Raw genomic sequence first — 23,387 nt, 5'->3', positions numbered from 1 at the left:
CCGTTATTTTAAGCGCCCAAGAGTAACGCGTTCATGTCCGCCTAGGTCACAAACACTTTCAACGTTTTGATAGCCCGCGCTGCTGAGCGCCATGCGTACTTTATCCGCCTGGGTGTAGCCATGCTCAAGCAGTAACCAGCCGGACGGCGCCAAATAGCGCTGAGCGGCATTTACCAGATGCAGCAAATCGGCCATGCCATCGGCCTTCGCCACTAGTGCAGAGCGAGGTTCAAAGCGTACATCGCCCTGCGCTAAATGTGGATCATCGGCAGCAATATAAGGAGGGTTACTCACGATCATATCGAACGACGCCACGCTCTTCTCATCGGTACTTAAAGCACTAAACCAGTCGCTTTGGCAAAACGCGGCATTGGTAATCGCAAGCGACTGTGCATTACGGGCGGCCAATGCCACCGCTTCGACGCGCACATCCATGCCGAGCACTTCCCAACTTGGCCGCTCACTGGCAAACGCTAACGCGATAGCGCCAGTGCCTGTACCAAGATCAAGCAGGCGGCCTGCCGATGCTGTCGCTCGGCTAAGCGCCTGCGCTACTAGGGTTTCCGTATCGGGCCGGGGAATTAACGTATCGGGCGAGGTGGCTAAACGCAGCCCCCAGAACTCGCGTTCGCCAATTAAGTAAGCAACAGGCGTCCCTTGGGCGCGTGCCGCCACGAGGGCATCAAAACGCGCATGCTCCCAAGCCGGGCAGCGCTGGTCGCCCCAGGTATAAAGCCAGGTTCGATCACGCCCTGTAACGTGGCTTAACAGCACGTCTGCATCGACGCGCGGTGAAAGCGAGCCCGCCGCCTGCAAGCGCAGAGCGGCCTGTTTAAGCAGCGCATCAAACAGCATTAGGCGTCCTGAAGAGCAGAAAGCTGTTCCGCCTGATACTCATGAATCAGCGGGCTGATGACATCGTCAAGCTGTTCGCCGCTCACCACTTCGTTGAGCTTATAAAGCGTCAAATTAATCCGGTGATCGGTAATCCGCCCTTGCGGAAAATTATAGGTGCGGATCCGCTCACTGCGATCCCCAGAGCCTACCAGCGAACGCCGCGCATCCGACTGCGTTTGATGCTGAGCATCGACGGCATTGCGCTTCAATTTCGCCGCCAGCAGCGACATCGCTTTGGCGCGGTTTTTATGTTGGCTACGTTCTTCCTGACACTCCACCACGACGCCGGTAGGTAAATGGGTAATGCGGATTGCTGAGTCGGTGGTGTTAACGTGCTGACCACCGGCGCCACTGGAGCGGTAGGTATCCACTCTCAGGTCGGCGGGATTAATCGTGATATCACCGACCTCATCGACTTCTGGCATCACCGCGACCGTGCAGGCAGAGGTATGAATACGCCCCTGTGATTCGGTTGCGGGTACGCGCTGCACCCGGTGAGCACCGGATTCAAACTTCAGCTGTGCGTATACGCCATCGCCTTTAACACGGGAGATAATCTCTTTGTAACCACCCTGCTCGCCGTGACTGGCGCTGACCACTTCCACTCGCCAACCGCGCTTTTCGGCATAGCGTGAGTACATGCGAAATAGGTCGCCGGCAAAAATCGCCGCCTCATCGCCGCCGGTCCCCGCGCGTACTTCCAGAAACACCCCACGCCCATCATCAGGATCTTTAGGCACAAGTAAACGCTTTAACTCAATGTCCAGCTCAGCTAGCCGATCGCGCCCTTCGCTTAGCTCCATCTCGGCCAATTCACGCATATCCGCATCACTATCGCCGCTAAGCTGCTCGGCATCCTGCATATTGGCTTCAACGTCACGATACTGCTGCCAGGCAGCTACCAGCTCTTCAAGCTCGGAATACTCACGCGAGTAGTCGCGAAAACGCTGCTGGTTATTGATCACTTCTGGATCAGACAGCAGCATCGCCAGCTCTTCAAAGCGTTCCGTAAAGCTGTCTAAGCGTTGGCGCAAAGTCTCTTTCATGCGGGCGTATCATCCTTCTGACGGTTAGGCACAGGCGTGGTTTCAAAGGCAGGTTTGGCGGGCAAAAGTAGGCGCGTCGCCGCATTCAGCAGCTCGTGGCGCTCTTCAGACGCAGCATCGCGTATTGCCTGTGTCGGCTGATGAAGCAGGCGGTTGGTCAATTGGTGCGCTAAGCGCTCAATGACTTTAGCGGGGTCTTCACCACTTGCCAGCCGCGCCAAGGCCTGGTCGCGGGTAAGATCACGCAGCGCCTCACCCTGCTGGCGATAGTCGCGGATCAACTCACCGCCGTTACGAATACGCCGCTCGTGCTGCCAACTCCCGACGCCGTGCTCAATTAATGATTCGGCTTGGTCTGCGGCTACCTGGCGATGACGACGATTCTCTTGGATCACTTCTTCCAAGTCATCAACGGTGTAGAGAAATACATCCGCCAGCTCGCCGACTTCGGGTTCGATATCCCTAGGTACAGCAATGTCCACCATAAAAATCGGCCGGTGGCGACGCTTTTTAAGCGCCCGCTCCACCATACCTTTGCCCAGAATAGGTAGCGGCGATGCGGTAGAGGAGATCACGATATCGGCATGTTCAAGCGCTTCAGGAATTTCTTGAAGGGTAATCGCCGACGCACCCAAGGGCCCTGCCAAACGCTCGGCGCGCTCACGAGTACGATTCGCAACGGTCAGCTGACGAACGCCCGCCTCATTTAAATGCCGAGCCACTAGCTCGATGGTTTCACCGGCGCCAATCAATAGCGCCCGCGAACGGCTGAAATCATCAAAAATACGGCTGGCCATGCTGACAGCGGCATACGCCACTGAAACAGGGTTTTTGCCAATACCGGTCTCGGTGCGTACCTGTTTAGCGACGGCAAAAGTATGCTGGAAGAGTCGCTCAAGCTCGCCGCCCAAACCTTTGGACTGACGTGACTGCTGATAGGCATCTTTTAACTGCCCCAGGATCTGCGGCTCGCCCAGCACCATAGAGTCCAGGCCAACGGCTACGCGCATCAAATGGCGCGCCGCATCGTTGTCTAAATAATGATAGGCACAGCGAGTCAGCTCATCGACGCGAAGATTATGAAAGCGCCCAAGCCAATTCAATACTGCCTGTTCACCAGCCGCATCCGTGACACAGTAAAGCTCCGTGCGATTACAGGTGGATAGCACGACCGCTTCACTAATTTGCGGCAGGCCACGCAATTCGGCCAGCGCGGCATCAAGCTGCGTTGGCGTAAAAGCGACCTGCTCACGCACGGCCACGGTGGCGGTACGATGATTTATTCCCAGGGCAAGAAGCGTCATGCGTTATGCGTCTTCGCTAGTGTGTCGGACTTTTCGTCAGCCGCTGATCTAAGCAGGCAGCTGTAACGTCAATTGGGGCTTGCTAAAACAAGTCTTAGCTATGGTCTAAGTGAGGCACATTCAGTATGCATAAAGATGGCTAATCACTTTTTCAAGGAGGAACATTCTATCACAGCAGGCTATCATCTGGCTCACACCACTTTGCCGCAGGCAGGCAAGCCGCTATGCTGAGCATTCGGCCACTTAATTGAGAGACGCATGCGACTTCGCTCTACATTACTGGGCACCACATCGATGGGCTCTATTTTAAGGGGTTCGACCCTATTATCCATGACCGCTGCTGCGCTGCTGCTAAGCGCCTGCCAATCGGCACCCAGCTCGCAGGATGGACCGCTAGGCCCATGGACAGACGATCCAATGCGCACCGCGCCGCCGATCACCCGCGGGCTCGATGCGGCAGGGCTCAGTGCACTGCTAGGGGCAGAGCTTGCTGGCCAGCGAGGCGACTACCGCTACGCCAGCCAAGGTTATCTGGATGCCGCGCAGCGCTACCAAGAGCCTGCGCTCGCTGAGCGGGCTACGTTCGCCGCCCGCTTTGGCAATGAAACCTCTTTAATAGAAGCCTCGGCACTGCGCTGGCGCGAGCTGGCGCCTCAAGCAGAAACACCTAATCGCCTACTGGCGGCTTTTTCACTGCAGCGCGGTGATTGGCTCGACAGCCTAGCCCAGCGTCTTTCAATTGCTGAAGCAGGCGGCCACGGCGATTTAACCGCCTTTGCAGAGATTGCCGTCGCTGAAAATGCGCCATTAACGTTAATCGCCCAGCAGTTGCGCGACCACTTAGCCCAACCCAATGCCGCGCAATTAGAGCATCACAGCGATGTAGTGCTGGCGACCGCATTGATTGAAGCGGCGCTTGGCGACACCGCCAGCGCTCAGCAGCGGCTTGACCAAGTAGAAGCACTCGAACCTGAGTCCGCCGCGCTATGGCTCGCGAAAGCGCGGCTAGCCTTTGAGACAGGTAATCTTAAAGCGGCTCAGCAAGCTGCCGAGCAGGGCCTTAGCTTGGCCCCTGACGATGTCCGCTTTATTTTGCTATTAGCGCAGGCGGAAATTCGGCTTAGCAATATCAGCGCTGCCGAAGTTCAAACGGATGCGCTGCTAGAAAGCCATGGCGGCAATCAAGAGCTGCGTTTAGCCCTCGCCCAGCTTTATTTTGAAGAGGGCCACCCCGCCCCCGCCCAACGTTTACTCCAGCCGCTGATCGGCCAACCCGACGTACCCAACTTAGCGTATTACCTGCTGGGCGCCATCACCCAGGCGCAGGGCGATATCGACAACGCCCTGTTGTATTACCGTCAAGTCAGCGAGGGCGATGAATTTATGCCCGCGCGTGCGACAGCGGCCCAAATGCTACTTGAAGAAGACCGCCTGCTTGATGCCCGCGCCTTTCTACGCATTGAACGAATGCGCTCGGAGCGTTATTTCACTGAGCTGGCAATGCTCGAAGTGCAACTGCTGGATGAAGCGAATCAGCGAGAAGATGCTGCAGCGCTGCTAGATCGAGAAATAACACGCACGCCTGACGACGAAGCGCTACTTTATATGCGAGCAATGCGCCGCTGGGGAACGGGCGACATTGCCGGCATGGAAAGCGACTTACGCCAAGTGCTGGTCACTGACCCAAACAATGCCGAAGCGCTTAATGCACTGGGCTACACTCTGATTGAGTTAAATCTGCCTGACCGCCTGGAAGAGGCCTTTGAGTTTATTGAACGTGCCTATGAGGCAGAGCCCAGCAATCCTGCCGTACTCGACAGCATGGGCTGGGCCTACTACCGCCTTGGCAATTTAGAAGAAGCATTATCTTGGTTAGAAAGCGCCTACGCGCAACTACCGGACCAAGAGGTCGGGGCGCATTTAGCAGAAGTACTCCAGGCGCTAGGGCGTGATGAAGAAGCGCGCCGAGTTCTCCAGCAAGTCATGCAGCGAACCGATCGGCATCCGCTAATTGACGAGCTACTGCAGCGTCACCCGGAGCTAACGCCTTAACAAAAATCATCAATGGCACGTTAAAATCAACGTGCTGACTGAGAAGGGTATTGATCAATAATGGTACCCTACTCCTTACACTAAAAAATTCATCTTGCACTTACCCTTATTTAACATGGAGCCTGTTTATGCTGACAATGACGTCCCTTTCATCCCGCCTTCCGCTTTCTCTTCCTTCTTCACGCCTCTGGCTGACGGGCATGGCGCTGCTGTTACTCGCTGGCTGTGCATCCCAAGGCCCCATCGATGAAAGCGGCCGCCAATCCGGCCAGTGGGAGCGCCAACAGGCCGACGTTGAAGCGTTTGATACTTGGACACTGGTAGGCAAGGCTGGCCTGCGCACACCGGAAGAAAACATAAGCGCCAACCTTGACTGGAACCAGCACCCTCACTATTTCCGCATGCTGATCAGCGGCCCTTTTGGCGGCGGACGCAACGTGCTTGAAGGCCGTGAAGGACGTTTTTCACTCTCCAACAGCGACGGACGTTTTGAAGCTGAAACGCCCGAAGCGCTCATGGAAGAGCAGCTTGGCTGGGCACTACCGGTCAGCGCCATGCCCGACTGGGTGCGCGGCCTACCCGGTGAACATGGCAGTTATCAAATCGAAACCGACGAACTCGGCTTTCCAAGCCATCTGACTCAAGACGGCTGGGAAATCGATTACCGTGACTGGGAAAGAGTCGATGAACTATGGCTGCCTCGCCGGCTAGTCATGCACTATGACGACGTTCGCATCACCCTAGTGGTGAATCAATGGCAAGCCAGCGGCGAGTAATTAAGCGCATGCAAAAGAGCCTAAATGATCGCATCACTAACGCTACCAGCACCGGCAAAGCTTAATCGAATGCTGCATATTGTGGGCCGTCGTGAAGACGGCTATCACAGCTTGCAAACGCTATTCCAGATTATTGACCTCTGCGACCATATTACCTTTACGCCTCGGCATGATGGTGAAATCCACCTCACCAGTGAGGTTAGCGGCGTTGATCACGATGACAACTTGATCGTGCGCGCCGCGCGACTACTGCAGCAATATAGCGGCTCGCATCTGGGTATTACTCTAGACGTTGAAAAACGCCTGCCGATGGGCGGTGGGCTGGGCGGCGGCAGCTCCAACGCAGCGACTGTTTTGGTGGGGCTCAATCATATTTGGCAATTAGGCTTGTCTCTTAACGCGTTAGCCGAGCTCGGACTGCAGCTGGGAGCCGACGTACCGGTTTTTGTGCATGGGCACACCGCTTGGGCAGAAGGCGTTGGTGAACAACTTACTCCGGTCACGCTTGATGCTCCGTGGTTCGTGATTATTCATCCGGGCATTAGCGTCTCTACTCCCAGCGTCTTCCAAGACCCGCAATTGACACGTGACAGCCGCCCCATTACTATGGCGCGCGCACTGCAGGGGGGAGCACCGGAGTGGCGCAACGACTGTGAAGCCGTCGTAAAGAAGCGTTATCCGCCGATTGCGGAAGCGCTCGACTGGCTCGGACAGTATGCGCCTAGTCGCCTAACCGGCACGGGTGCCTGTTTGTTTGCTGCGTTTCAGACGCAACAGGCCGCACAGGCAATCGCTCATTTGTCAGCTAAACGCTGGCCTACGTGGGTAGCGCACGGACTCAACACCTCCCCCCTACATGATGACTTGGGCTATTTCACAAAAGCTCTGGGCAGCTGAAAGCGCCCTGTCATCGCAATCGTTTATTGTTGGGGTATCGCCAAGTGATAAGGCATCGGTTTTTGGTGTCGGCATTCCCAGGTTCGAATCCTGGTACCCCAGCCAACCTAGGGTTGGTCAGCGTTTTATCCCCCGATCCCCAATACTGCAAAGGTGGCTGCGCGTGTCAAAATTGATGGTTTTCACTGGGAACGCCAATCCCGAGCTCGCTCAAAAAATTGCCGAGAGCTTGGACAGCCGGATGGGTAACGCCACGGTGGGTCAATTTAGCGACGGCGAAATCGCAGTCGAGATCAATGAAAATGTACGTGGCAAGGACGTTTTCATTCTGCAGTCTACCTGTGCACCGACAAACGATAATTTAATGGAGCTGATTCTGATGGTCGATGCTCTTCGTCGCGCCTCAGCAGCCCGCATCACTGCGGTACTCCCCTACTTTGGCTATGCACGCCAGGACCGTCGCGTACGCTCCGCTCGCGTGCCTATTTCTGCCAAAGTCGTTGCCGACATGATGGTTAAAGCAGGCGTTGACCGCGTGATGACCATGGACCTGCACGCTGACCAGATCCAAGGCTTCTTCGACGTACCGGTCGACAACGTGTATGGCTCACCCATCCTGCTGGATGACATAGAGCGTCAGAATTACAGTGACTTAGTCGTGGTTTCTCCAGACGTAGGTGGCGTTGTTCGCGCTCGCGCCATCGCCAAACAGCTAAATGCCGATCTTGCCATTATTGATAAGCGTCGCCCTCAGGCTAACCAAGCCCAGGTGATGCATATCATTGGTGAGATTGAAGGCCGCACCTGCGTCGTTGTCGACGATATGATCGACACCGCAGGCACGCTATGCAAAGCCGGTGAAGCGCTTAAAGCGCATGGCGCCAAGCGCGTTGTGGCTTATGCAACTCATCCAATTTTGTCTGGCCCTGCGGTCGACAACATTACCAACTCCGTACTGGATGAAGTGGTGGTGACCGACACTATCCCGCTTTCTGACATTGCACGTCGTAGCGGAAAAATTCGCCAGTTGAGCGTTGCCGGCCTGATCGCAGAAGCGATTCGTCGCGTCAGCAACGAAGAATCCGTCAGCGCGATGTTCCACTGATCGTCTGACGATATAGCCCCCTTTTGGGGCCACGGAAACGCTGTCATCTGGTCGCGGTCGGCAGCGCCTTCCTTACTTAAACTAAGAGGCAATTCCATGTCTGATTTCATCCTAAAAGCTAGCGTTCGTAACGACCTGGGGAAAGGTGCGAGCCGCCGCCTGCGTCGTGCGAACCAGCAAGTGCCAGCCGTTGTATACGGTGGCGAGAAAGGCGCGCAGTCTATCTCTGTAGAAAAAACAGCCTTCTACAAAGCGATCGAAGACGAGACTTTCTTCTCTTCAGTGATCAAGCTAATGATCGACGGCAAAGAAGAGCAGGTTGTTGTTCGTGATCTGCAGCGCCACCCTTTCAAGCCGTTGTTGACCCACGCTGACTTCCTGCGCGTTGATGCTACTCACGAAATCACCATGAACGTGCCGCTGCACGTCACGGGCGAAGAGAAATGTGTCGGTATCAAAGATCAAGGTGGCGAACTCCACGTACTGTCCAACGACATTGCGATCAGCTGCTTGCCGAAAGATCTGCCTGACTTCATCGAAGTCGACATCGCAGCGGTTGAGCTGGGTACGACGCTACACTTGTCAGACCTCACCATGCCGGCCGGCGTCACTTCTGTTGACCTGTCTCACGGTGAAGAGCACGACAATGCCGTACTAAGCATCTCTAAAGTAAAAGAGCGTGCTGAAGAAGAAGACGAAGCCGGTGAAAGCGAAGGCGAAGCAGGTTCCAGCGCCGAGTAAGTACCCTGTTAAGCACTCTATTGGGGCCATGCCTGCATGGCCCTCGTGATGCTGACATGATGTTAAAATCAAGCGCCTCGGCGCTTGATTTTTTTTGCGGCAAGCCACCACTGGTAGCCGCCCTTCGGGCCGCCGCTTACGCGACGCCGAAAATTTCTTCTGGAAATTTTTTGGAGGTGGGAAGATGAGCCAGGTAAAGGCCATTATTGGGCTAGGCAACCCAGGTGCTGAATATGAAGCCACGCGACATAACGCCGGCTTCTGGCTAGTCGATGCCATTGCGCAAAGTGCCCACGGTGAACTGCGCCCGGAAAAAAAGTTTTTCGGCCACTATGCAAAAGTGCGGATGGGCGAGCATGAGCTACATCTACTCAATCCCGCTACCTTTATGAATCGCAGTGGCGCCGCCGTGGCAGCACTGTGTCAGTTTTTTAAGCTTACGCCTGAAAACTTACTGGTCGCTCATGATGAGCTCGACCTGCCTCCCGGCCAAGCACGCTACAAAACGGGTGGTGGGCACGGCGGACATAACGGGCTGCGCGACATTATCAGCGCATTAGGTGATCAGAAGCAGTTTCATCGCGTACGGATTGGCATTGGCCATCCCGGTGAAGCACGCCAGGTGACCAATTATGTTCTAGGGCGCCCCGGCAAGGCCGAACAAGAAGCCATTGTTCGCGCCACGGATGAGTGCATCGCCACCCTGCCATTAGCACTATCAGGTGACTGGGCAAAAGCCATGAATAAGTTACATAGCCTTAAGCCAGAGTAAGCTTTCGAAAGGCCATCGTTAAGTCGGTGGCTGACGGCTAGCGCATCTCGTAGAATAGCGATTACTTTCACGCCTCACCGCCTTATTTACACAAACACTTTTCAGGAACATTTTATGGGTTTCAACTGCGGCATCGTCGGTCTGCCCAACGTCGGCAAGTCCACACTGTTTAATGCACTGACAAAGTCAGGCATCGATGCAGAGAACTTCCCCTTCTGCACCATTGAGCCGAACGTGGGTATCGTTCCGATGCCGGACCCGCGTCTCGACAAGCTTGCTGAGATCGTCAAGCCGCAAAAAGTACTGCCGACCACGATGGAGTTTGTCGACATTGCCGGCCTGGTCGCGGGCGCCTCCAAGGGCGAAGGTTTAGGCAATAAATTCCTGGCCAATATTCGTGAAACCCAAGCCATCGCTCATGTTGTGCGTTGCTTCGATAATGACAACGTCATTCACGTAGCCAACCACGTCGACCCACGCGCCGATATTGAAACGATTAACCTCGAGCTCGCCCTTGCCGATCTCGATACCGTTGAAAAAGCCAGCCAGCGCCTCGTTCGCTCGGTGAAAGGCGGCGACAAAGATGCAATTGCTACCAAGGCAATCCTAGACCGCATTCAGCCGCACGTAGCGGAAGGGTTTCCTTTGCGCAGCTTTGGCTTGAGCGAAGAAGAACAGCGCCAGGTGAAGAGCTTTGGCTTCTTAACGCTGAAACCCACCATGTACATCGCTAACGTCAACGAAGACGGCTTCGAGAACAATCCCTATTTGGACATTGTTAATGAAATCGCCACTGAGGAAGGCGCGCTCGTGGTACCCGTGTGCAATCAGCTGGAAGCTGAAATCGCCGAGCTGGACGATGAAGAACGCTCTATGTTCTTAAGCGAAATGGGCATGGAAGAGCCGGGGCTGGATCGCGTCATTCGTGCAGGCTACTCATTATTGGGCCTTCAAACCTACTTCACCGCCGGCGTAAAAGAAGTCCGCGCATGGACGGTTAAAGAAGGCGCCACCGCTCCTGAGGCCGCCGGCGTGATTCACACCGACTTCCAAAAAGGCTTTATCCGCGCCGAAGTTGTCGCGTACGACGACTTTGTTTCGCTAAACGGCGAGCAGGGCGCCAAAGATGCCGGTAAATGGCGTCTGGAAGGCAAAGAGTACATTGTTAAAGATGGCGACGTAGTTCACTTCCGCTTCAACGTCTAATTGTCACGACGCCGCAGGCCCTAGGCGCATCAATGCGCTCAGGGCCGTGCGGCACGCCTGATAAACGATGTGCTTAAGAAAGCATCGCCTCAAGCCATCGATACTTGCCCCAGACTTTATCTGGCTGGAACGTATTATCCATGGAAATACTGTTCAATTTACTGATCCTGGGTAGCTTACTACTCTCCATTATTGCGTTTGTGCAGTGGTTCTCTGCGCGCACGGCCTTTCCTGAAGCGACATTATTGGCGCTAGTGGGCATGACGCTCGGCTTCTCATACGCCACCCTGTCAACACTGTGGCCAGAGATCCATCAGTTCGACCCGCTATTGACCGCATCACTACCTGCCGAAATCTACCTGTGGATATTCCTGCCTCCCTTGCTTTTTCAAGCGGCACTGAGTGTTGATGTCCGCGAAATGATGCCGGATGCGGCACCTATTTTGCTGCTGGCAGTGGTCGCTGTTTTTATTGCCACCGGTATGGTCGGCGTCTCGGTGTGGCTATTGAGCGGCGTGGCACTCTCGACCGGCCTGTTGTTGGGAGCGGTCATTGCGACGACCGACCCATCGGCAGTGATTGCGATTTTTCGCAGCGTGGGTGCCCCGGCACGACTGATACGCTTAGTTGAAGGAGAAAGCCTACTTAATGATGCTGCCGCCATTGCTATCGTTGGCGTGCTGGTGGCATCGCTCACCGGCAATGCCGCCGCTGCGACGTGGCAAGCAGGCGCCTGGGCCCTCGCGGCCGACTTCGGTGGAGGCCTACTGTTTGGCGCCGCGGCCGGAAGAATTGGCGCTGCTGTACTGGCATTTTTTGGCAATGATGGCAAAGCACAAACGGCGCTAACGCTTTCGTTGCCCTACCCCGTCTACCTTATTGGCGAAAGCATTGGGGTATCGGGCGTTGTGGCGGTGGTGGCCACGGGGCTAGTGCTCAGCGGGCTAGGGCGAACGCGCACTTCGCCCGCCAACTGGGCGTATTTACAGCTACTTTGGGCGCAAATTGCCTCGCTCGCTGGTGCCACCGTGTTCCTGCTAGCCGCACTGCAGGTGCCGAAAATGCTGGAGGGCATTACGCTTGCATGGCTACCAATGCTCGCCGTCGTTATCGTTGCGACCCTACTGGCCCGCCTAGTGGCTTTATTCGGCTTTTTGCCACTGCTCAGCCGGCTCAAACTTTCTGCCCCTATCAGCGCCAGCTACAAGCTAGCCATTACTTGGGGGGGATTGCGCGGTGCGGTGACGCTCGTGCTGGCCCTGGGAATAGCGGAGCAAACGGCACTCCCCGAACAGATCCGCCACTTCGTGGCTATTTTGGCTACCGGCTTCGTGCTATTCAGCCTATTAGTTAACGGCGCCAGCCTGCGCGGCGTTATTCGCTGCCTAAAGCTCAATAAGTTAAGCCACCACGACAGCGCTCTTCAGCAGCAAGCGATTCGTCTATCGACCACGGATGTCGAAAATGCTGTCAAGCGCACCGCGCACAATCTTCATATTGCTCCGTCAATCACTGAGGAAGTCATTGCGCGCTATCACCGCGACATGGCCATTGAAACGGCACCGCTCGATCTTGATCAAGCCCTTCCAGAGCGTGACCGAATGACCATCGCCCTGGTCACGCTGGCAATTCGAGAACGCGACCTTATTCCTCGCTACGGCAGCGGCGTCACCAGCATTCACAACCTGGATGCCATGATGCATAACAGTGGCAGAACTATTGATGCCGTCCGCTCAGACGGCCGTATTGGATACAACCGAGAAGCACGTAAAATTCTGGCCACCAGCCTCTGGCTAAAACCAAGCATCTGGCTCAACCGCCACCTACGCATACGCTGGCCGCTGTCGTGGCTGCTGACCAACCGTTTTGAGCTGCTGATTTGCCGTCGTGCCGCGCTTGAGGAGCTGCGCCACTACAATACGCAGCGGCTAACGCCACTCTTCGGTGAGCGCATGTGCGCCTTGCTCGATGAGATACTCGACGTCCGGATTACCGCGGTTGACCAGGCGATCCAGCAAACGGAAGCACAGTTTGGCCCCCATGCGTATCGTCTCGAACAGCGCATGCTACGACTTTTTGCGCTCCGCCGAAGTACTGAGAGCATGGAAGAAATGGTACAAGACCGGCTAATTTCTCAGCAGGTCTTCGACGATGTTCAACGTGGCTTACATCGCGCCTGGCGCAATGCCCTTGATCGCCCGCATATTTCACACACTGCTGAAACGCCAGAAAAACACTCGAGCAGTGAGCCAAAACAAGAGTGAGTAAAAAACACTATCGACCACGCTGGACAGGTTGCCGATATGATTCTTGGCACGAAGCAGTTGACGAGCGAAATATCTCTGGTATCATTCGCCCCCGTTGAAAGGCTACGTAGCTCAGCTGGTTAGAGCACATCACTCATAATGATGGGGTCCCCTGTTCAAATCAGGGCGTAGCCACCAAACGCATTTAAGCAGTACAAAAAAGCCCGCTGATCACATCAGCGGGCTTTTTGCTTTGCTATTATCTGTTTAGGCTCTTACCTGCTTCGGCTACCTGCGTCAGCTCAAGACCGCTCGATTTAGAAATAGCGTCAGCGCGCGAGTCAAGTGCTCAACGTCGTGAGTACCTGCCGTTTCCCGGATGGAGTGCATTGCCCATTGAGGGATGCCAACGTCAATGGTGGGAACACCTAACTCTGTGGCGGTGATTGGCCCAATCGTGCTACCACAGCCCATATCCGCTCGCGTTACAAACGACTGTACCGGCACACTCGCCTCGCGGCACACATCTCTAAACAACGCCCCTGTCACGCTATTGGTGGCGTAACGCTGGCTGGCATTCACCTTGATCACCGGGCCACCGTTAATCGCAGGGCCGTGCCGCTCGTCATGCTTATCGCGGAAGTTAGGATGCAGTGCGTGGGCGTTATCACACGAAATCATGTAAGACGACTGAATCAACTGGATCAGCGATTCCTCATTGCCTTTGTCACCCTCACGGCCACCCACTTGAGCATTAATGCGCTTGAGCACGTCTGCTAAAAATGGGCCTTGGGCGCCGCAGGCGCTAGCGCTACCAACTTCTTCGTGATCATTGGCGACCAATAGCGTGCCCTGAGCGCCATCGCAGGCCAACAGCGCTTCCAAACCAATAAAACAAGAAAGCAGGTTATCTAAGCGTGCGCTTGCCACCAGCTGTTGCTTTACGCCGACCAAAGACGGCGGCTGTACATCGTAAAAACTTAGTTCAAAATCAACGATCTCAATATCATTTAAGCCATGCTGCTCGCTTACCCATTGCGCCAACAGCTCGCTGAGTGTGGCCGTCTCGCTCTGCATCAGCACGGGCGCCATTTGCGTTTGAGCATTCAACGCGCGTCCGCTGTTCACATCGCGATCAAGGTGGATCGCTAGGCTCGGCACCATAGCAATCGGCTGATCAACGTTAAGCAGCACGCTTTCTAAGCGCCCATCGGCATGACGTACATGCACCCTGCCCGCTAATCCCAAATCCCGGTCAAACCATGGCGCTAACAACACGCCGCCGTACACCTGCACGCCCAGCTGTAGCCAGCCAGCAGACCGCTGTGTCGCGTTAGGTTTTAAGTGCAGCCCAGGGCTATCGGTATGTGCGCCGATCATGCGCAGGCTGGTTAATTCAGACACTGGCAGCTGAAAAGCAATAATCGCCGAGTCATTGCGGGTGACGTAATAGCGCTTGCCCGGCGTCAACTGCCAATTTGCCTTCTCTTCCAGCCGCTGAAACCCAGCTTGCTCCAAGCGTGCCGCCATATTGCCTGCGGCATGCCATGGAGTCGGCGATCGGCGCAGAAAATCGCATAGACGCGTTAAACGATCAGCGTTGAAAGTCTCGGACATGGAAATCCTCATAACAGTAATGATTGAGTCTCATCGTGCAAACGACCTGCTACAATATCCCTCGGCCCTACGCAACTCATGGGTCATACGCGAGTCTAGGGAAGAATGAGTGTACACAAATCCGGGAGAGCTTGACTGATGAGCTTGTTTGCAACGCTTTCGCGTTCGGTCGCCCTAGCTGTCATGCTGGTTATTACCAGCCCAGCAGCATTAGCGCAACTTGAGCCGACCGACGAACAACGCCAGGCGGCTGTGGAAATCGCGGACTCACTCCGCTATGGCCACTATGCTGATATTAACTTTGATGAAGCGTGGTCAGAAGACGTCTTCCAGCGCTATTTAGACATTCTAGATAATCAGCGAGCTTACCTGTTACGTAGTGATATTGAGCCCTACCGTCACTTAGAATCCGACATGGCAGACGCTATTTTCAACGGCGACTTGGACGAGGCTTTCGCGTTATACGATGCATTCAGTGAGCGGCAGCGTTCGCGCTTGGAGTCACTGCTTGCACAGCTTGATGAAGGGCTAGACTTTAATTTTGAGAGCAATGAGCGTCTAGAGATTGATCGTGAAGACGCTCCGTGGGCTACGCGTCAAAGCGAGCTGGACGACCTGTGGCGCAAACGCCTCAAAAATGATGCCCTCACGCTTGCACTAACCGATCAGGATAACGAGCAGATTGAAAGCAACCTGCGTCAACGCTACGAAGGTCAGCTCACTCGCATAGACCAGACTGAACCCGAAGACGTTTTCGGCGTACTCATGGCGGCAGTCACTGGCAGCATTGAGCCGCACACTGGCTATCTTTCTCCTCGTCAAAGCGAGTCATTCGATATTCAGATGAGTCTTTCACTGGAGGGTATCGGCGCGCTGCTTCAATCTGACGGTGAATACGTCAAAGTCGCAAGCCTGGTGCCCGGCGGTCCCGCAGAACGCGCAGGCATCTTGGAGCCAGCAGATCGCATCATTGCTGTTGGCCAAGAAGACGGTGAGATGGTCAACGTCGTCGGTATGCGCCTGGACAACGTCGTTGATCTCATTCGCGGCCCTAAAGGCTCTGTCGTTCGCCTGGATGTAGTGCCGGCTCAGGCAGTTGATATGACGCGCTCACAAACCGTTGAAATTACTCGCGACACCGTTAGCCTTGAAGATCAAGCCGCTCACGGCGAAGTGATTGAGGTCGAACGCGACGGTGAGCCCCATCGCCTTGGGGTGATCAACGTACCTACCTTTTACGTTGATTTTGACGCATTCCAAGCTGGTGAAGAAGAATATCGCAGCACTACGCGTGACGTAGCGCGAGAAATCGATCGCCTCAAAGAAGAAGGCATAGAAGGCATTGTGCTGGATCTTCGCAACAACGGCGGCGGTGCACTGCAAGAGGCTAATTCGCTGATCGGCCTGTTTATCGATCGCGGCCCAACGGTGCAAGTACGTGATGCTCAAGGCCGTATTCAGCTGTATGGCGATACTGAAGCCGGCACTCACTACGACGGCCCGCTAGGCGTTCTCGTCAACCGTCTCTCTGCTTCAGCGTCTGAAATCTTTGCTGGCGCCATACAGGACTATGGCCGCGGCCTGATTCTGGGTACATCAACGTTTGGTAAAGGGACGGTGCAAACGCTTAATGATCTAAGCCACGGGCAAATTAAGCTAACGCGCGCCAAGTTCTATCGCATTTCTGGCGACAGCACGCAAAATCGCGGCGTTGAACCGGACATTATTTTTCCGAGTTTGATTGATCCCGAGCGGATTGGCGAAAGCAGCCTAGATAACGCGCTAGAGTGGGATACCGTACAAAACGTGCAGTATCGTCGCTATGGTGAGCCAGAAAACGTGCTGGACAAACTCATTGCCCAGCACGACACCCGGGCGCAGAACAATCCGAATTTCCGCTACCTGGAGCGCCAGTCAACGCTGGCCCGCCAACTACGCGAGCAGCACACCAGCGTGAGCTTAAATCGCGAGCAGCGTAAGCGCGAAATGGAAGCGCAAGAAGCCGAGCAACTCTCTCTGGAAAACCAGCGCCGTCGTGCACTGGGTCTTGATGAGCTAGACGAGTGGATGGATGCTCGCAGCGAAGGCGTAGACGGCGCAGAAAGCGCAGAAGGTGCGACAGAGGACTCAGATGCTGAGACTGAGAGCGAAGGCGAAGAAGACGAAAAAACGTCCGTCGATCGCGCTCATGTGCTTGAATCTGCAGAAATCTTACTTGACTACGCCAAGCTCCAAGACAACCGCAGATTAGCCGCTAAACGCTAATTCATCAGGGCTAACGAACGTCGGCACCGTCAACGGGCCGGCGTTTTTTAATGGCTAAATTGACGACATCAAAACATTATTTAAAGCACTCAATCGTCACATACCCGTTTGCTAAACAGCATAAAACACCCTGGTGCCATTCGGCAGCGGGCTAAGATATAGCGATGCAGTTAATGAGGGGTAAGAATACAGTACAGCGGAAAGGTTGCTAGCTTACAAAGACGTAAATGATGCGAGGCGTACTAGATGGCTCCTCGAACAGGACTCGAACCTGTGACCCAATGATTAACAGTCATTTGCTCTACCAACTGAGCTATCGAGGAATCTTGCGCTATCTTTAACGGTAAGCCGTCAGCGATAGTTAAATAAGGCAGTACAACTTGGCTCCTCGAACAGGACTCGAACCTGTGACCCAATGATTAACAGTCATTTGCTCTACCAACTGAGCTATCGAGGAACATAATAAGTTGTCGTGTTTAACACAGCGTTTTCAAAAATTTTGCCAAGTACTTTTTTGCCAAATACTTTACGCAAAATATTGGCTCCTCGAACAGGACTCGAACCTGTGACCCAATGATTAACAGTCATTTGCTCTACCAACTGAGCTATCGAGGAACTGCTCAAACACGGTGCGTAGTATACCCATAGAAATGTGATGGTCAAGTATCGATTATTGAGGAACGCTAGCCGCTGCTTTCTTGTATCCGTATAATGCCGCTATTAAAGATTGCGGCCTGGTGATGACAAACATGGGCCGCACGATCACTTTCCATTCATCCTCGTCCCCCGACGACTCATAGATGACAGGTACCGATGGCGAAGAAGCTCTTCATCAAAACGCACGGCTGCCAAATGAACGAGTATGATTCCTCCCGTATGGCGGATCTACTCGGTGAATCTCACCAGCTCGAACTCACGGACAATGAGCGCGAGGCGGATGTTATTCTGTTGAACACCTGCTCAATTCGCGAAAAAGCGCAGGAAAAGGTTTTCCATCAGTTGGGACGCTGGAAAAAGCTCAAAGATGCGAATCCCGACCTGGTGATTGGCGTTGGCGGCTGCGTGGCAAGCCAGGAAGGCGAAGCGATTCGCAAACGTGCGCCGCATGTAGACATGGTATTTGGGCCGCAAACGCTGCACCGCGTACCCTCAATGCTGGATGCTCGTAGCAATAATCAAATTGCCGCAGTCGACGTTACCTTTCCAGAAATCGAAAAATTCGATCACCTGCCTAAGCCAAGCTCTGATGGCGCCTCGGCGTTTGTATCGATTATGGAAGGCTGCTCAAAGTACTGCACTTTCTGCGTCGTGCCCTACACACGTGGTGAGGAGGTTTCTCGCCCCTTTGAAGCGGTCATGGATGAAGTCATACACCTGTCCGATCAAGGCGTGCGCGAAATCAATATGCTGGGGCAGAACGTTAACGCCTACCGCGGTGAAAATCAGCTGGGCGATGAGATCGACCTAGCCGAGTTAATTGCCTGCGTGGCGGCGGTAGACGGCATTGACCGCGTGCGCTTCACGACCTCACATCCGGTTGAATTCACTGAAAGCCTCATCGATGCTTTCGCGGATATCCCTGAACTTGTGAGCCACCTGCACCTACCGGTTCAGTCCGGCTCTGACCGTATTCTCACGGCGATGAAGCGTGGCCATACGGCGGCGGAATACATTGATAAGATGGAGCGTATCCGCGCCAACCGCCCGGATATTAGCTTCTCCTCTGACTTCATTATTGGCTTTCCCGGCGAAACCGAAGAAGATTTCGAAGCCACGATGAATCTAATTCATCAAATCGGCTTCGATCACTCGTTTAGCTTTGTTTATTCGGCACGCCCAGGCACGCCCGCCTCAGGCCTACCCGATGAAACACCCGAGAGTGTTAAAAAGCAGCGCCTGGCCATCTTGCAAGAACGGATCCTCCAGCAAACGGCGCAGATCAGCCGCCGCATGATGGGAACCACCCAGCGTGTACTGGTGAATGGTTTTTCGCCGCGTGACCCCGGCCAGCTTTCTGGACGCACCGAGAATAACCGCGTGGTTAACTTCCGGGCAGCCAACCCTACCGAGCTAATCGGCTACTTTGTTGATGTTGAAATCACTGAAGCCTTCCCCAACTCGCTACGCGGTGAGCTAGCGTCGCCCGAGCGCTATTGAGCGTTTGCTTAGCACAATCGTTAACACAGGTAATTGCCCCGATCCCGGTCGGGGCAGTAAGCTGAACACCACACACACTAACGAGGGGTTCCCCACTCTTGAGCCAGCCAACACCTCAGGCCAATCGCATTCTCACCTTAAGCCTTGAACCCAATGATCCGCAGCGCCTTGCTAGCCTTTGCGGCCAGCAGGACGAGCATTTGAAGTTGATTGAAAGCCGCCTGGACGTGACGCTGCGCAACCGGGGCAATGTGTTTCAGCTGGCCGGCGCTGCCAACCGTATTAAGGCCGCGGCCAACGTGCTGGAACATCTTTATCGCGAAACAGCAGCCAATGATCTTGACGCGGATACCGTGCATCTTTTCCTTCAGGAATCAGGGCTTGAAGCACTGGAAGACGAAGAGGAAAGCACCGGCAGTAGCGATGAAGTGATCATGCGCACACCGCGCACTATGATCAAACCTCGTGGGCTTAATCAGCAGCGCTACGTTAGCAGTATCCGTGAGCACGACATTAATTTTGGCGTGGGCCCCGCGGGTACGGGTAAAACATATTTAGCGGTAGCCGCGGCGGTCGAAGCGCTCAACCAGCAGGAAGTCCGGCGCATATTGCTGGTACGCCCAGCGGTTGAAGCCGGTGAAAAACTAGGGTTTCTACCGGGCGATCTGGCCCAGAAAATCGACCCTTACCTGCGTCCGCTTTACGATGCCCTCTACGAAATGATCGGCTTTGAGCAGGTTGCAAAGCTGATTGAGCGCCAGGTGATTGAGATTGCACCGCTGGCCTATATGCGCGGCCGCACGCTCAATAATTCCTATATTATTTTGGATGAGAGCCAGAACACCACGCCGGAACAGATGAAAATGTTCCTAACCCGGATTGGCTTTGGCTCCACGGCGGTGATAACGGGCGACGTTACCCAGGTCGATCTGCCCAAAGGCCAGCGCTCCGGTCTGATCCAAGTACTCGACGTGTTAAAAGATACCCAGGGCATCGGCGTTACTCACTTTGCTGCCAAAGATGTCGTACGCCACCCGCTGGTTCAACGCATTATCGAAGCCTACGATATGTTTGAGTCCCAGCAGGAAGTCGAAGAACGCGCCCGGCAAGAAGCACGCCAGCAAGAACGCGATGCGCGTATACATGCCAGAGAAGATTCATGGGACCGCTCACGATGAGCGAAAGCGCACTAAGCGAGATAGTGATTGATCGCCAGGCGGCTATCGACGAACCGCTGCTTCCTTCGCTGATACAGCTCACCCAATGGGTGGGCTGTGTTTTTGCGCACCACCCTGATGATCAGCGACGTGAGCTGACCATTCGCTTTGTGGATGAACTCGAAGGCCAGACGCTTAACCGTGACTATCGCGGCAAAGACAAAACCACTAACGTACTGTCGTTTCCCTTTGAAAGCCCGCCGGGCATTGAGCTACCCCTGCTGGGCGACCTAGTGATTTGTCACGCGGTCGTAGCGCAGGAAGCCAGCGAGCAAGGCAAACTTTTGGAGCATCATTACGCGCACATGGTTGTGCATGGCACCCTGCACCTGATGGGCTATGACCATATTGACGATCAGGAAGCGGAAGAGATGGAGCAGTTCGAGCGTGAGCTACTAGCAGAGCTGAATATTCCCGATCCCTATGAGACGGATACCGGTGCTGGCGATGACGATAGTCGCTCAGAGCGTTAACAAGCGGCTGCCCTAATTATTGGAGTGTCCAATCACCCTGCAATGAATCTGGTACTATCCTTGCTCAGCTGATACAACAGCTTCATTGATAAATTAGCCACCTGACATTGCAACTGTCTGTCCGCAAACAAGAGATTTGACGCATGAGCGAAGACCGATCGAGCACCCCTAGTCAAAAATCCTGGCTCGAGAAACTCTTTGGCGCCCTTTCCGGAGACAATGACGAACCCAGCTCACGAGATGAGCTGATGACGTTTTTACGCCATACCGCAGGCAAATTAAAGCTTGATCAAGATGCCATCATGATCATTGAAGGCGCGCTTGATATTAGCGATCAGCAGGTACGTGAAGTGCTGATCCCACGCTCGCAGGTGTCAGCAATAGCCCTAGATCAAGCAAGCGACGGCTATTTGCCGTTAATCCAAGAAACTGGCCATTCCCGCTACCCGGTGATCGGCGAAAATTTGGATGACATCAAGGGCATACTGCTAGTTAAAGACTTACTGCCGCTGCTGTCGCAGACGCAGGCCCAGCGCGACGCTTTTAAGTTAGACGACATCTTGCGCCCTGCCATGTTTATTCCCGAATCAAAGCGTCTTAACAGCTTGCTGAAAGAGTTTCGGGATACGCATAACCATATGGCGGTGGTCGTAGACGAATATGGCGGCACTGCTGGCATCATTACGATTGAAGATATTCTTGAGCAGATCGTCGGCGATATCGAAGATGAGCACGATACCGATGAAGAAGACGATATTCGCGAGATTGAAAATGACCATTTCGCCATTCGCGCACTGACCCCCATCGAAGATTTCAACGAGCGCTTTGGTACTGAATTCTCCGATGACGAATTTGATACCGTCGGCGGCCTGGTTATGCAACAGTTCGGTCATTTGCCCCGGCGCGGCGAACATACCATCCTCGGTGGCTGGCGGTTTGTGATTCTCAACGCCGATACTCGGCGTATTCGCCTGCTTGAGGCGTATCGTGATCACCGTCGTGATGAAGATGAAGACGACGATCAAGAAGACAAGCAGGCCTAGTCCACGCCATTTCATTGTCTTTCTACCCACTCCCTCAAATTTTACCGACGATAGGTCATCGCTATGGGCTTACCCCCCGCGTTTTTGTTACAGCTGCTTGCCGCGCTGGTGGCAGGCGGCTTCACTACGCTAACCGCCTCCCCTTTCGAACTATGGTGGCTAGGGCCTATTGCGATTGCACTGCTATACGCTGGGCTGCACACGCTAACGCCTGCTCAAGCGGCCCTTAAAGGCTGGCTATATGGCGTTGCACTGTTCGCCAGCGGTACGTCGTGGGTATACGTATCGATTCATGACTACGGTTATACCGGGGTTCCACTGGCAGTATTTCTGACGGCCCTGTTTGTTACCGTTCTGGCGCTATTTTTTGCCGGCACGTTTTGGCTCTACAGACGTTTTACATCCGCTCGCCTCGCGTTTATTAGCTTTGCTGGGGCCTGGGTACTGGGCGAGATACTGCGCACCTATCTGTTTACTGGCTTTCCTTGGCTACTGCTGGGCTCTGGCTACGTTGACTCGCCGCTAGCCTCCTGGGCGCCCGTTGGCGGGGTCTATTTACTGTCTCTGTTAATTGCACTCAGCGGCGCACTCGCAGCGGAGCTATTGCTGCGCCGTCAGTGGTGGACGCTTGCCCCACTCGCCGCCATTTGGTTAATTCCTTTAGCACTTCCCACGCTGTGGACCACGCAAGCCAGCCAGCCAACGCGGGTAGCATTACTGCAAGGCAATCTACCGCAGCTTGTAAAGTGGACCTCAGAAGGCCAACGCCTAGCTGCTAATACCTATAGCCAGCTGAGCCGCGACGTTGCCGATGATGTTGACCTAATCATCTGGCCAGAAACGGCCCTACCGATGACGGAAACTCAGGCTCGACCTGTATTGGAACGAGTGCAAGCGAATCTACCGCCCAACGTTGCCCTGATGACCGGCGTCGTGCAACTCGATGAGCAGGAACGCTACTTCAATGGCGTGATTGGCGTTGGCAATGTCGAAGGCAGCTATCAGAAAGAGCATTTAGTGCCTTTCGGTGAGTACTTGCCGCTGGAAAGCTTGTTGCGCGGGGCGATTAACTTTTTTGACCTGCCCATGTCCTCCTTTACCAAAGGAGCGACGGAACAAGCGCCCATGCAGGCAGCGGGAACCTATATTGGTAACGCAATCTGCTACGAAATCATTTACCCAGGGCTAGTAGCCCGTCGCGCGCAAAGTAGCGACGTCATCGTAACTGTCTCCAACGACACCTGGTTTGGCGCCTCTATCGGCCCTAATCAGCACCTGCAGATGGCACGGCTACGCGCGCTAGAAAATGGCCGCTACGTGCTTCGCGCGACCAGCAACGGCATTACGGCGATTATTGATCCCACTGGCCGTATCGTTGAACGCGCTCCGCAGTTTCAAACAGCCTCGCTCAAGGGCGAGTTCTACGCTATGGAAGGCTTAACGCCGTTTACACGTACCGGAAGCTGGCCTGCGTGGCTGCTGGCCGGTGTGATGCTTTTAGCAGGTGTATTTGCAGCGCGAAATGCGCGCCGAGAAGCACGCTGACAAGAAACGCACCGAATAAGGCTGACTA

Annotated in this window: 18 protein-coding genes and 5 tRNA genes; 16 read left to right on the top strand and 7 right to left on the bottom strand. The window is 54.6% G+C overall.

Annotated features, from left to right (window positions below; all coding sequences use genetic code 11):
* Nucleotides 1-3: 3 nt before the first annotated feature.
* Genes prmC through hemA form a run of 3 tightly spaced genes read right to left on the bottom strand, consistent with a single transcriptional unit; the run spans nucleotide 4 to nucleotide 3,247 of the window.
* A complete protein-coding gene (gene prmC / locus ACT3TF_RS02210) occupies nucleotides 4-855 on the bottom strand; it encodes a peptide chain release factor N(5)-glutamine methyltransferase (protein WP_444671485.1) in 852 nt (283 codons plus the stop codon).
* A complete protein-coding gene (prfA, locus tag ACT3TF_RS02205; protein ID WP_096278835.1) occupies nucleotides 855-1,943 on the bottom strand; it encodes a peptide chain release factor 1 in 1,089 nt (362 codons plus the stop codon). The genes prmC and prfA overlap by 1 nt, the downstream gene beginning before the upstream one ends.
* Nucleotides 1,940-3,247: a glutamyl-tRNA reductase gene (gene hemA / locus ACT3TF_RS02200; RefSeq protein WP_096278833.1), complete on the bottom strand. Its 1,308-nt coding sequence runs from the start codon at nucleotides 3,245-3,247 to the stop codon at nucleotides 1,940-1,942. The genes prfA and hemA overlap by 4 nt, the downstream gene beginning before the upstream one ends.
* 258 nt (nucleotides 3,248-3,505) lie before the next feature.
* On the opposite strand from hemA, the gene ACT3TF_RS02195 reads away from it, so the two are divergent.
* The 10 genes from ACT3TF_RS02195 (at nucleotide 3,506) to ACT3TF_RS02150 (ending at nucleotide 13,240) form a co-directional block, all read left to right on the top strand.
* A complete protein-coding gene (locus ACT3TF_RS02195) occupies nucleotides 3,506-5,299 on the top strand; it encodes a tetratricopeptide repeat protein (protein ID WP_096278831.1) in 1,794 nt (597 codons plus the stop codon).
* A gap of 128 nt (nucleotides 5,300-5,427) precedes the next feature.
* Entirely contained in the window at nucleotides 5,428-6,075 is a 648-nt protein-coding gene (gene lolB, locus ACT3TF_RS02190; RefSeq protein ID WP_096278828.1) for a lipoprotein insertase outer membrane protein LolB, read from the top strand.
* Nucleotides 6,076-6,099: 24 nt separating this feature from the next.
* Complete coding sequence (ispE, locus tag ACT3TF_RS02185) at nucleotides 6,100-6,972, top strand: 4-(cytidine 5'-diphospho)-2-C-methyl-D-erythritol kinase (protein ID WP_441685177.1); 873 nt, start codon at nucleotides 6,100-6,102, stop codon at nucleotides 6,970-6,972.
* A 30-nt stretch (nucleotides 6,973-7,002) separates the two neighbouring features.
* Nucleotides 7,003-7,077: transfer RNA gene (locus ACT3TF_RS02180), tRNA-Gln, on the top strand.
* A 58-nt stretch (nucleotides 7,078-7,135) separates the two neighbouring features.
* Nucleotides 7,136-8,077, top strand: coding sequence for a ribose-phosphate pyrophosphokinase (locus tag ACT3TF_RS02175; RefSeq protein ID WP_176483380.1), 942 nt, complete (start codon nucleotides 7,136-7,138; stop codon nucleotides 8,075-8,077).
* Nucleotides 8,078-8,173: 96 nt separating this feature from the next.
* The gene (locus tag ACT3TF_RS02170) at nucleotides 8,174-8,818 is read left to right on the top strand and encodes a 50S ribosomal protein L25/general stress protein Ctc (RefSeq protein WP_096278824.1); all 645 of its coding nucleotides are present in this window, start codon (nucleotides 8,174-8,176) and stop codon (nucleotides 8,816-8,818) included.
* Between the two features lie 184 nt (nucleotides 8,819-9,002).
* On the top strand, nucleotides 9,003-9,590 hold the full coding sequence (pth, locus tag ACT3TF_RS02165; RefSeq protein WP_441685174.1) for an aminoacyl-tRNA hydrolase: 588 nt from the start codon (nucleotides 9,003-9,005) through the stop codon (nucleotides 9,588-9,590).
* 114 nt (nucleotides 9,591-9,704) lie between these two features.
* On the top strand, nucleotides 9,705-10,796 hold the full coding sequence (gene ychF, locus ACT3TF_RS02160; protein ID WP_444671484.1) for a redox-regulated ATPase YchF: 1,092 nt from the start codon (nucleotides 9,705-9,707) through the stop codon (nucleotides 10,794-10,796).
* Between the two features lie 140 nt (nucleotides 10,797-10,936).
* On the top strand, nucleotides 10,937-13,060 hold the full coding sequence (locus ACT3TF_RS02155; protein WP_096278817.1) for a cation:proton antiporter: 2,124 nt from the start codon (nucleotides 10,937-10,939) through the stop codon (nucleotides 13,058-13,060).
* A 103-nt stretch (nucleotides 13,061-13,163) separates the two neighbouring features.
* Nucleotides 13,164-13,240 (top strand) — tRNA-Met (locus ACT3TF_RS02150).
* 99 nt (nucleotides 13,241-13,339) lie between these two features.
* Here the strand turns inward: ACT3TF_RS02150 and ACT3TF_RS02145 are convergent.
* Nucleotides 13,340-14,659: a M18 family aminopeptidase gene (locus ACT3TF_RS02145; RefSeq protein WP_444671483.1), complete on the bottom strand. Its 1,320-nt coding sequence runs from the start codon at nucleotides 14,657-14,659 to the stop codon at nucleotides 13,340-13,342.
* A gap of 138 nt (nucleotides 14,660-14,797) precedes the next feature.
* On the opposite strand from ACT3TF_RS02145, the gene ACT3TF_RS02140 reads away from it, so the two are divergent.
* Complete coding sequence (locus ACT3TF_RS02140; protein ID WP_444671482.1) at nucleotides 14,798-16,924, top strand: carboxy terminal-processing peptidase; 2,127 nt, start codon at nucleotides 14,798-14,800, stop codon at nucleotides 16,922-16,924.
* 247 nt (nucleotides 16,925-17,171) lie between these two features.
* On the opposite strand, the gene ACT3TF_RS02135 is transcribed toward ACT3TF_RS02140, so the two are convergent.
* The 3 genes from ACT3TF_RS02135 to ACT3TF_RS02125 all read right to left on the bottom strand — a co-directional run bounded on the left by ACT3TF_RS02135 (nucleotide 17,172) and on the right by ACT3TF_RS02125 (nucleotide 17,539).
* Nucleotides 17,172-17,247: transfer RNA gene (locus tag ACT3TF_RS02135), tRNA-Asn, on the bottom strand.
* Between the two features lie 58 nt (nucleotides 17,248-17,305).
* A tRNA-Asn gene (locus ACT3TF_RS02130) sits at nucleotides 17,306-17,381 on the bottom strand.
* An 82-nt stretch (nucleotides 17,382-17,463) separates the two neighbouring features.
* Nucleotides 17,464-17,539, bottom strand: a tRNA-Asn gene (locus ACT3TF_RS02125).
* 198 nt (nucleotides 17,540-17,737) lie between these two features.
* Here ACT3TF_RS02125 and miaB point away from each other — a divergent pair.
* The 5 genes from miaB (at nucleotide 17,738) to lnt (ending at nucleotide 23,359) form a co-directional block, all read left to right on the top strand.
* On the top strand, nucleotides 17,738-19,081 hold the full coding sequence (miaB, locus tag ACT3TF_RS02120; protein ID WP_096278811.1) for a tRNA (N6-isopentenyl adenosine(37)-C2)-methylthiotransferase MiaB: 1,344 nt from the start codon (nucleotides 17,738-17,740) through the stop codon (nucleotides 19,079-19,081).
* A gap of 98 nt (nucleotides 19,082-19,179) precedes the next feature.
* Entirely contained in the window at nucleotides 19,180-20,259 is a 1,080-nt protein-coding gene (locus tag ACT3TF_RS02115) for a PhoH family protein (RefSeq protein ID WP_096278809.1), read from the top strand.
* Nucleotides 20,241-20,771: an rRNA maturation RNase YbeY gene (gene ybeY, locus ACT3TF_RS02110; RefSeq protein ID WP_444671481.1), complete on the top strand. Its 531-nt coding sequence runs from the start codon at nucleotides 20,241-20,243 to the stop codon at nucleotides 20,769-20,771. The genes ACT3TF_RS02115 and ybeY overlap by 19 nt, the downstream gene beginning before the upstream one ends.
* Before the next feature lie 143 nt (nucleotides 20,772-20,914).
* Nucleotides 20,915-21,814 carry an HlyC/CorC family transporter gene (locus ACT3TF_RS02105; RefSeq protein ID WP_096278805.1) on the top strand — a complete coding sequence of 300 codons (900 nt, stop codon included), beginning with the start codon at nucleotides 20,915-20,917 and terminating at the stop codon, nucleotides 21,812-21,814.
* A gap of 63 nt (nucleotides 21,815-21,877) precedes the next feature.
* Nucleotides 21,878-23,359 (top strand): apolipoprotein N-acyltransferase, encoded by a 1,482-nt coding sequence (lnt, locus tag ACT3TF_RS02100; protein WP_444671480.1) that lies wholly within the window; start codon nucleotides 21,878-21,880, stop codon nucleotides 23,357-23,359.
* The last annotated feature ends 28 nt before the right edge of the window (nucleotides 23,360-23,387 follow it).

Origin of the sequence: Halomonas sp. AOP25-F1-15 (genome assembly GCF_052378675.1) — a bacterium.
GTDB classification, from domain to species: domain Bacteria; phylum Pseudomonadota; class Gammaproteobacteria; order Pseudomonadales; family Halomonadaceae; genus Vreelandella; species Vreelandella casei.
Note: the sequence above shows the minus strand (reverse complement) of the source record. Positions and strands in the feature narration are given on the sequence as shown.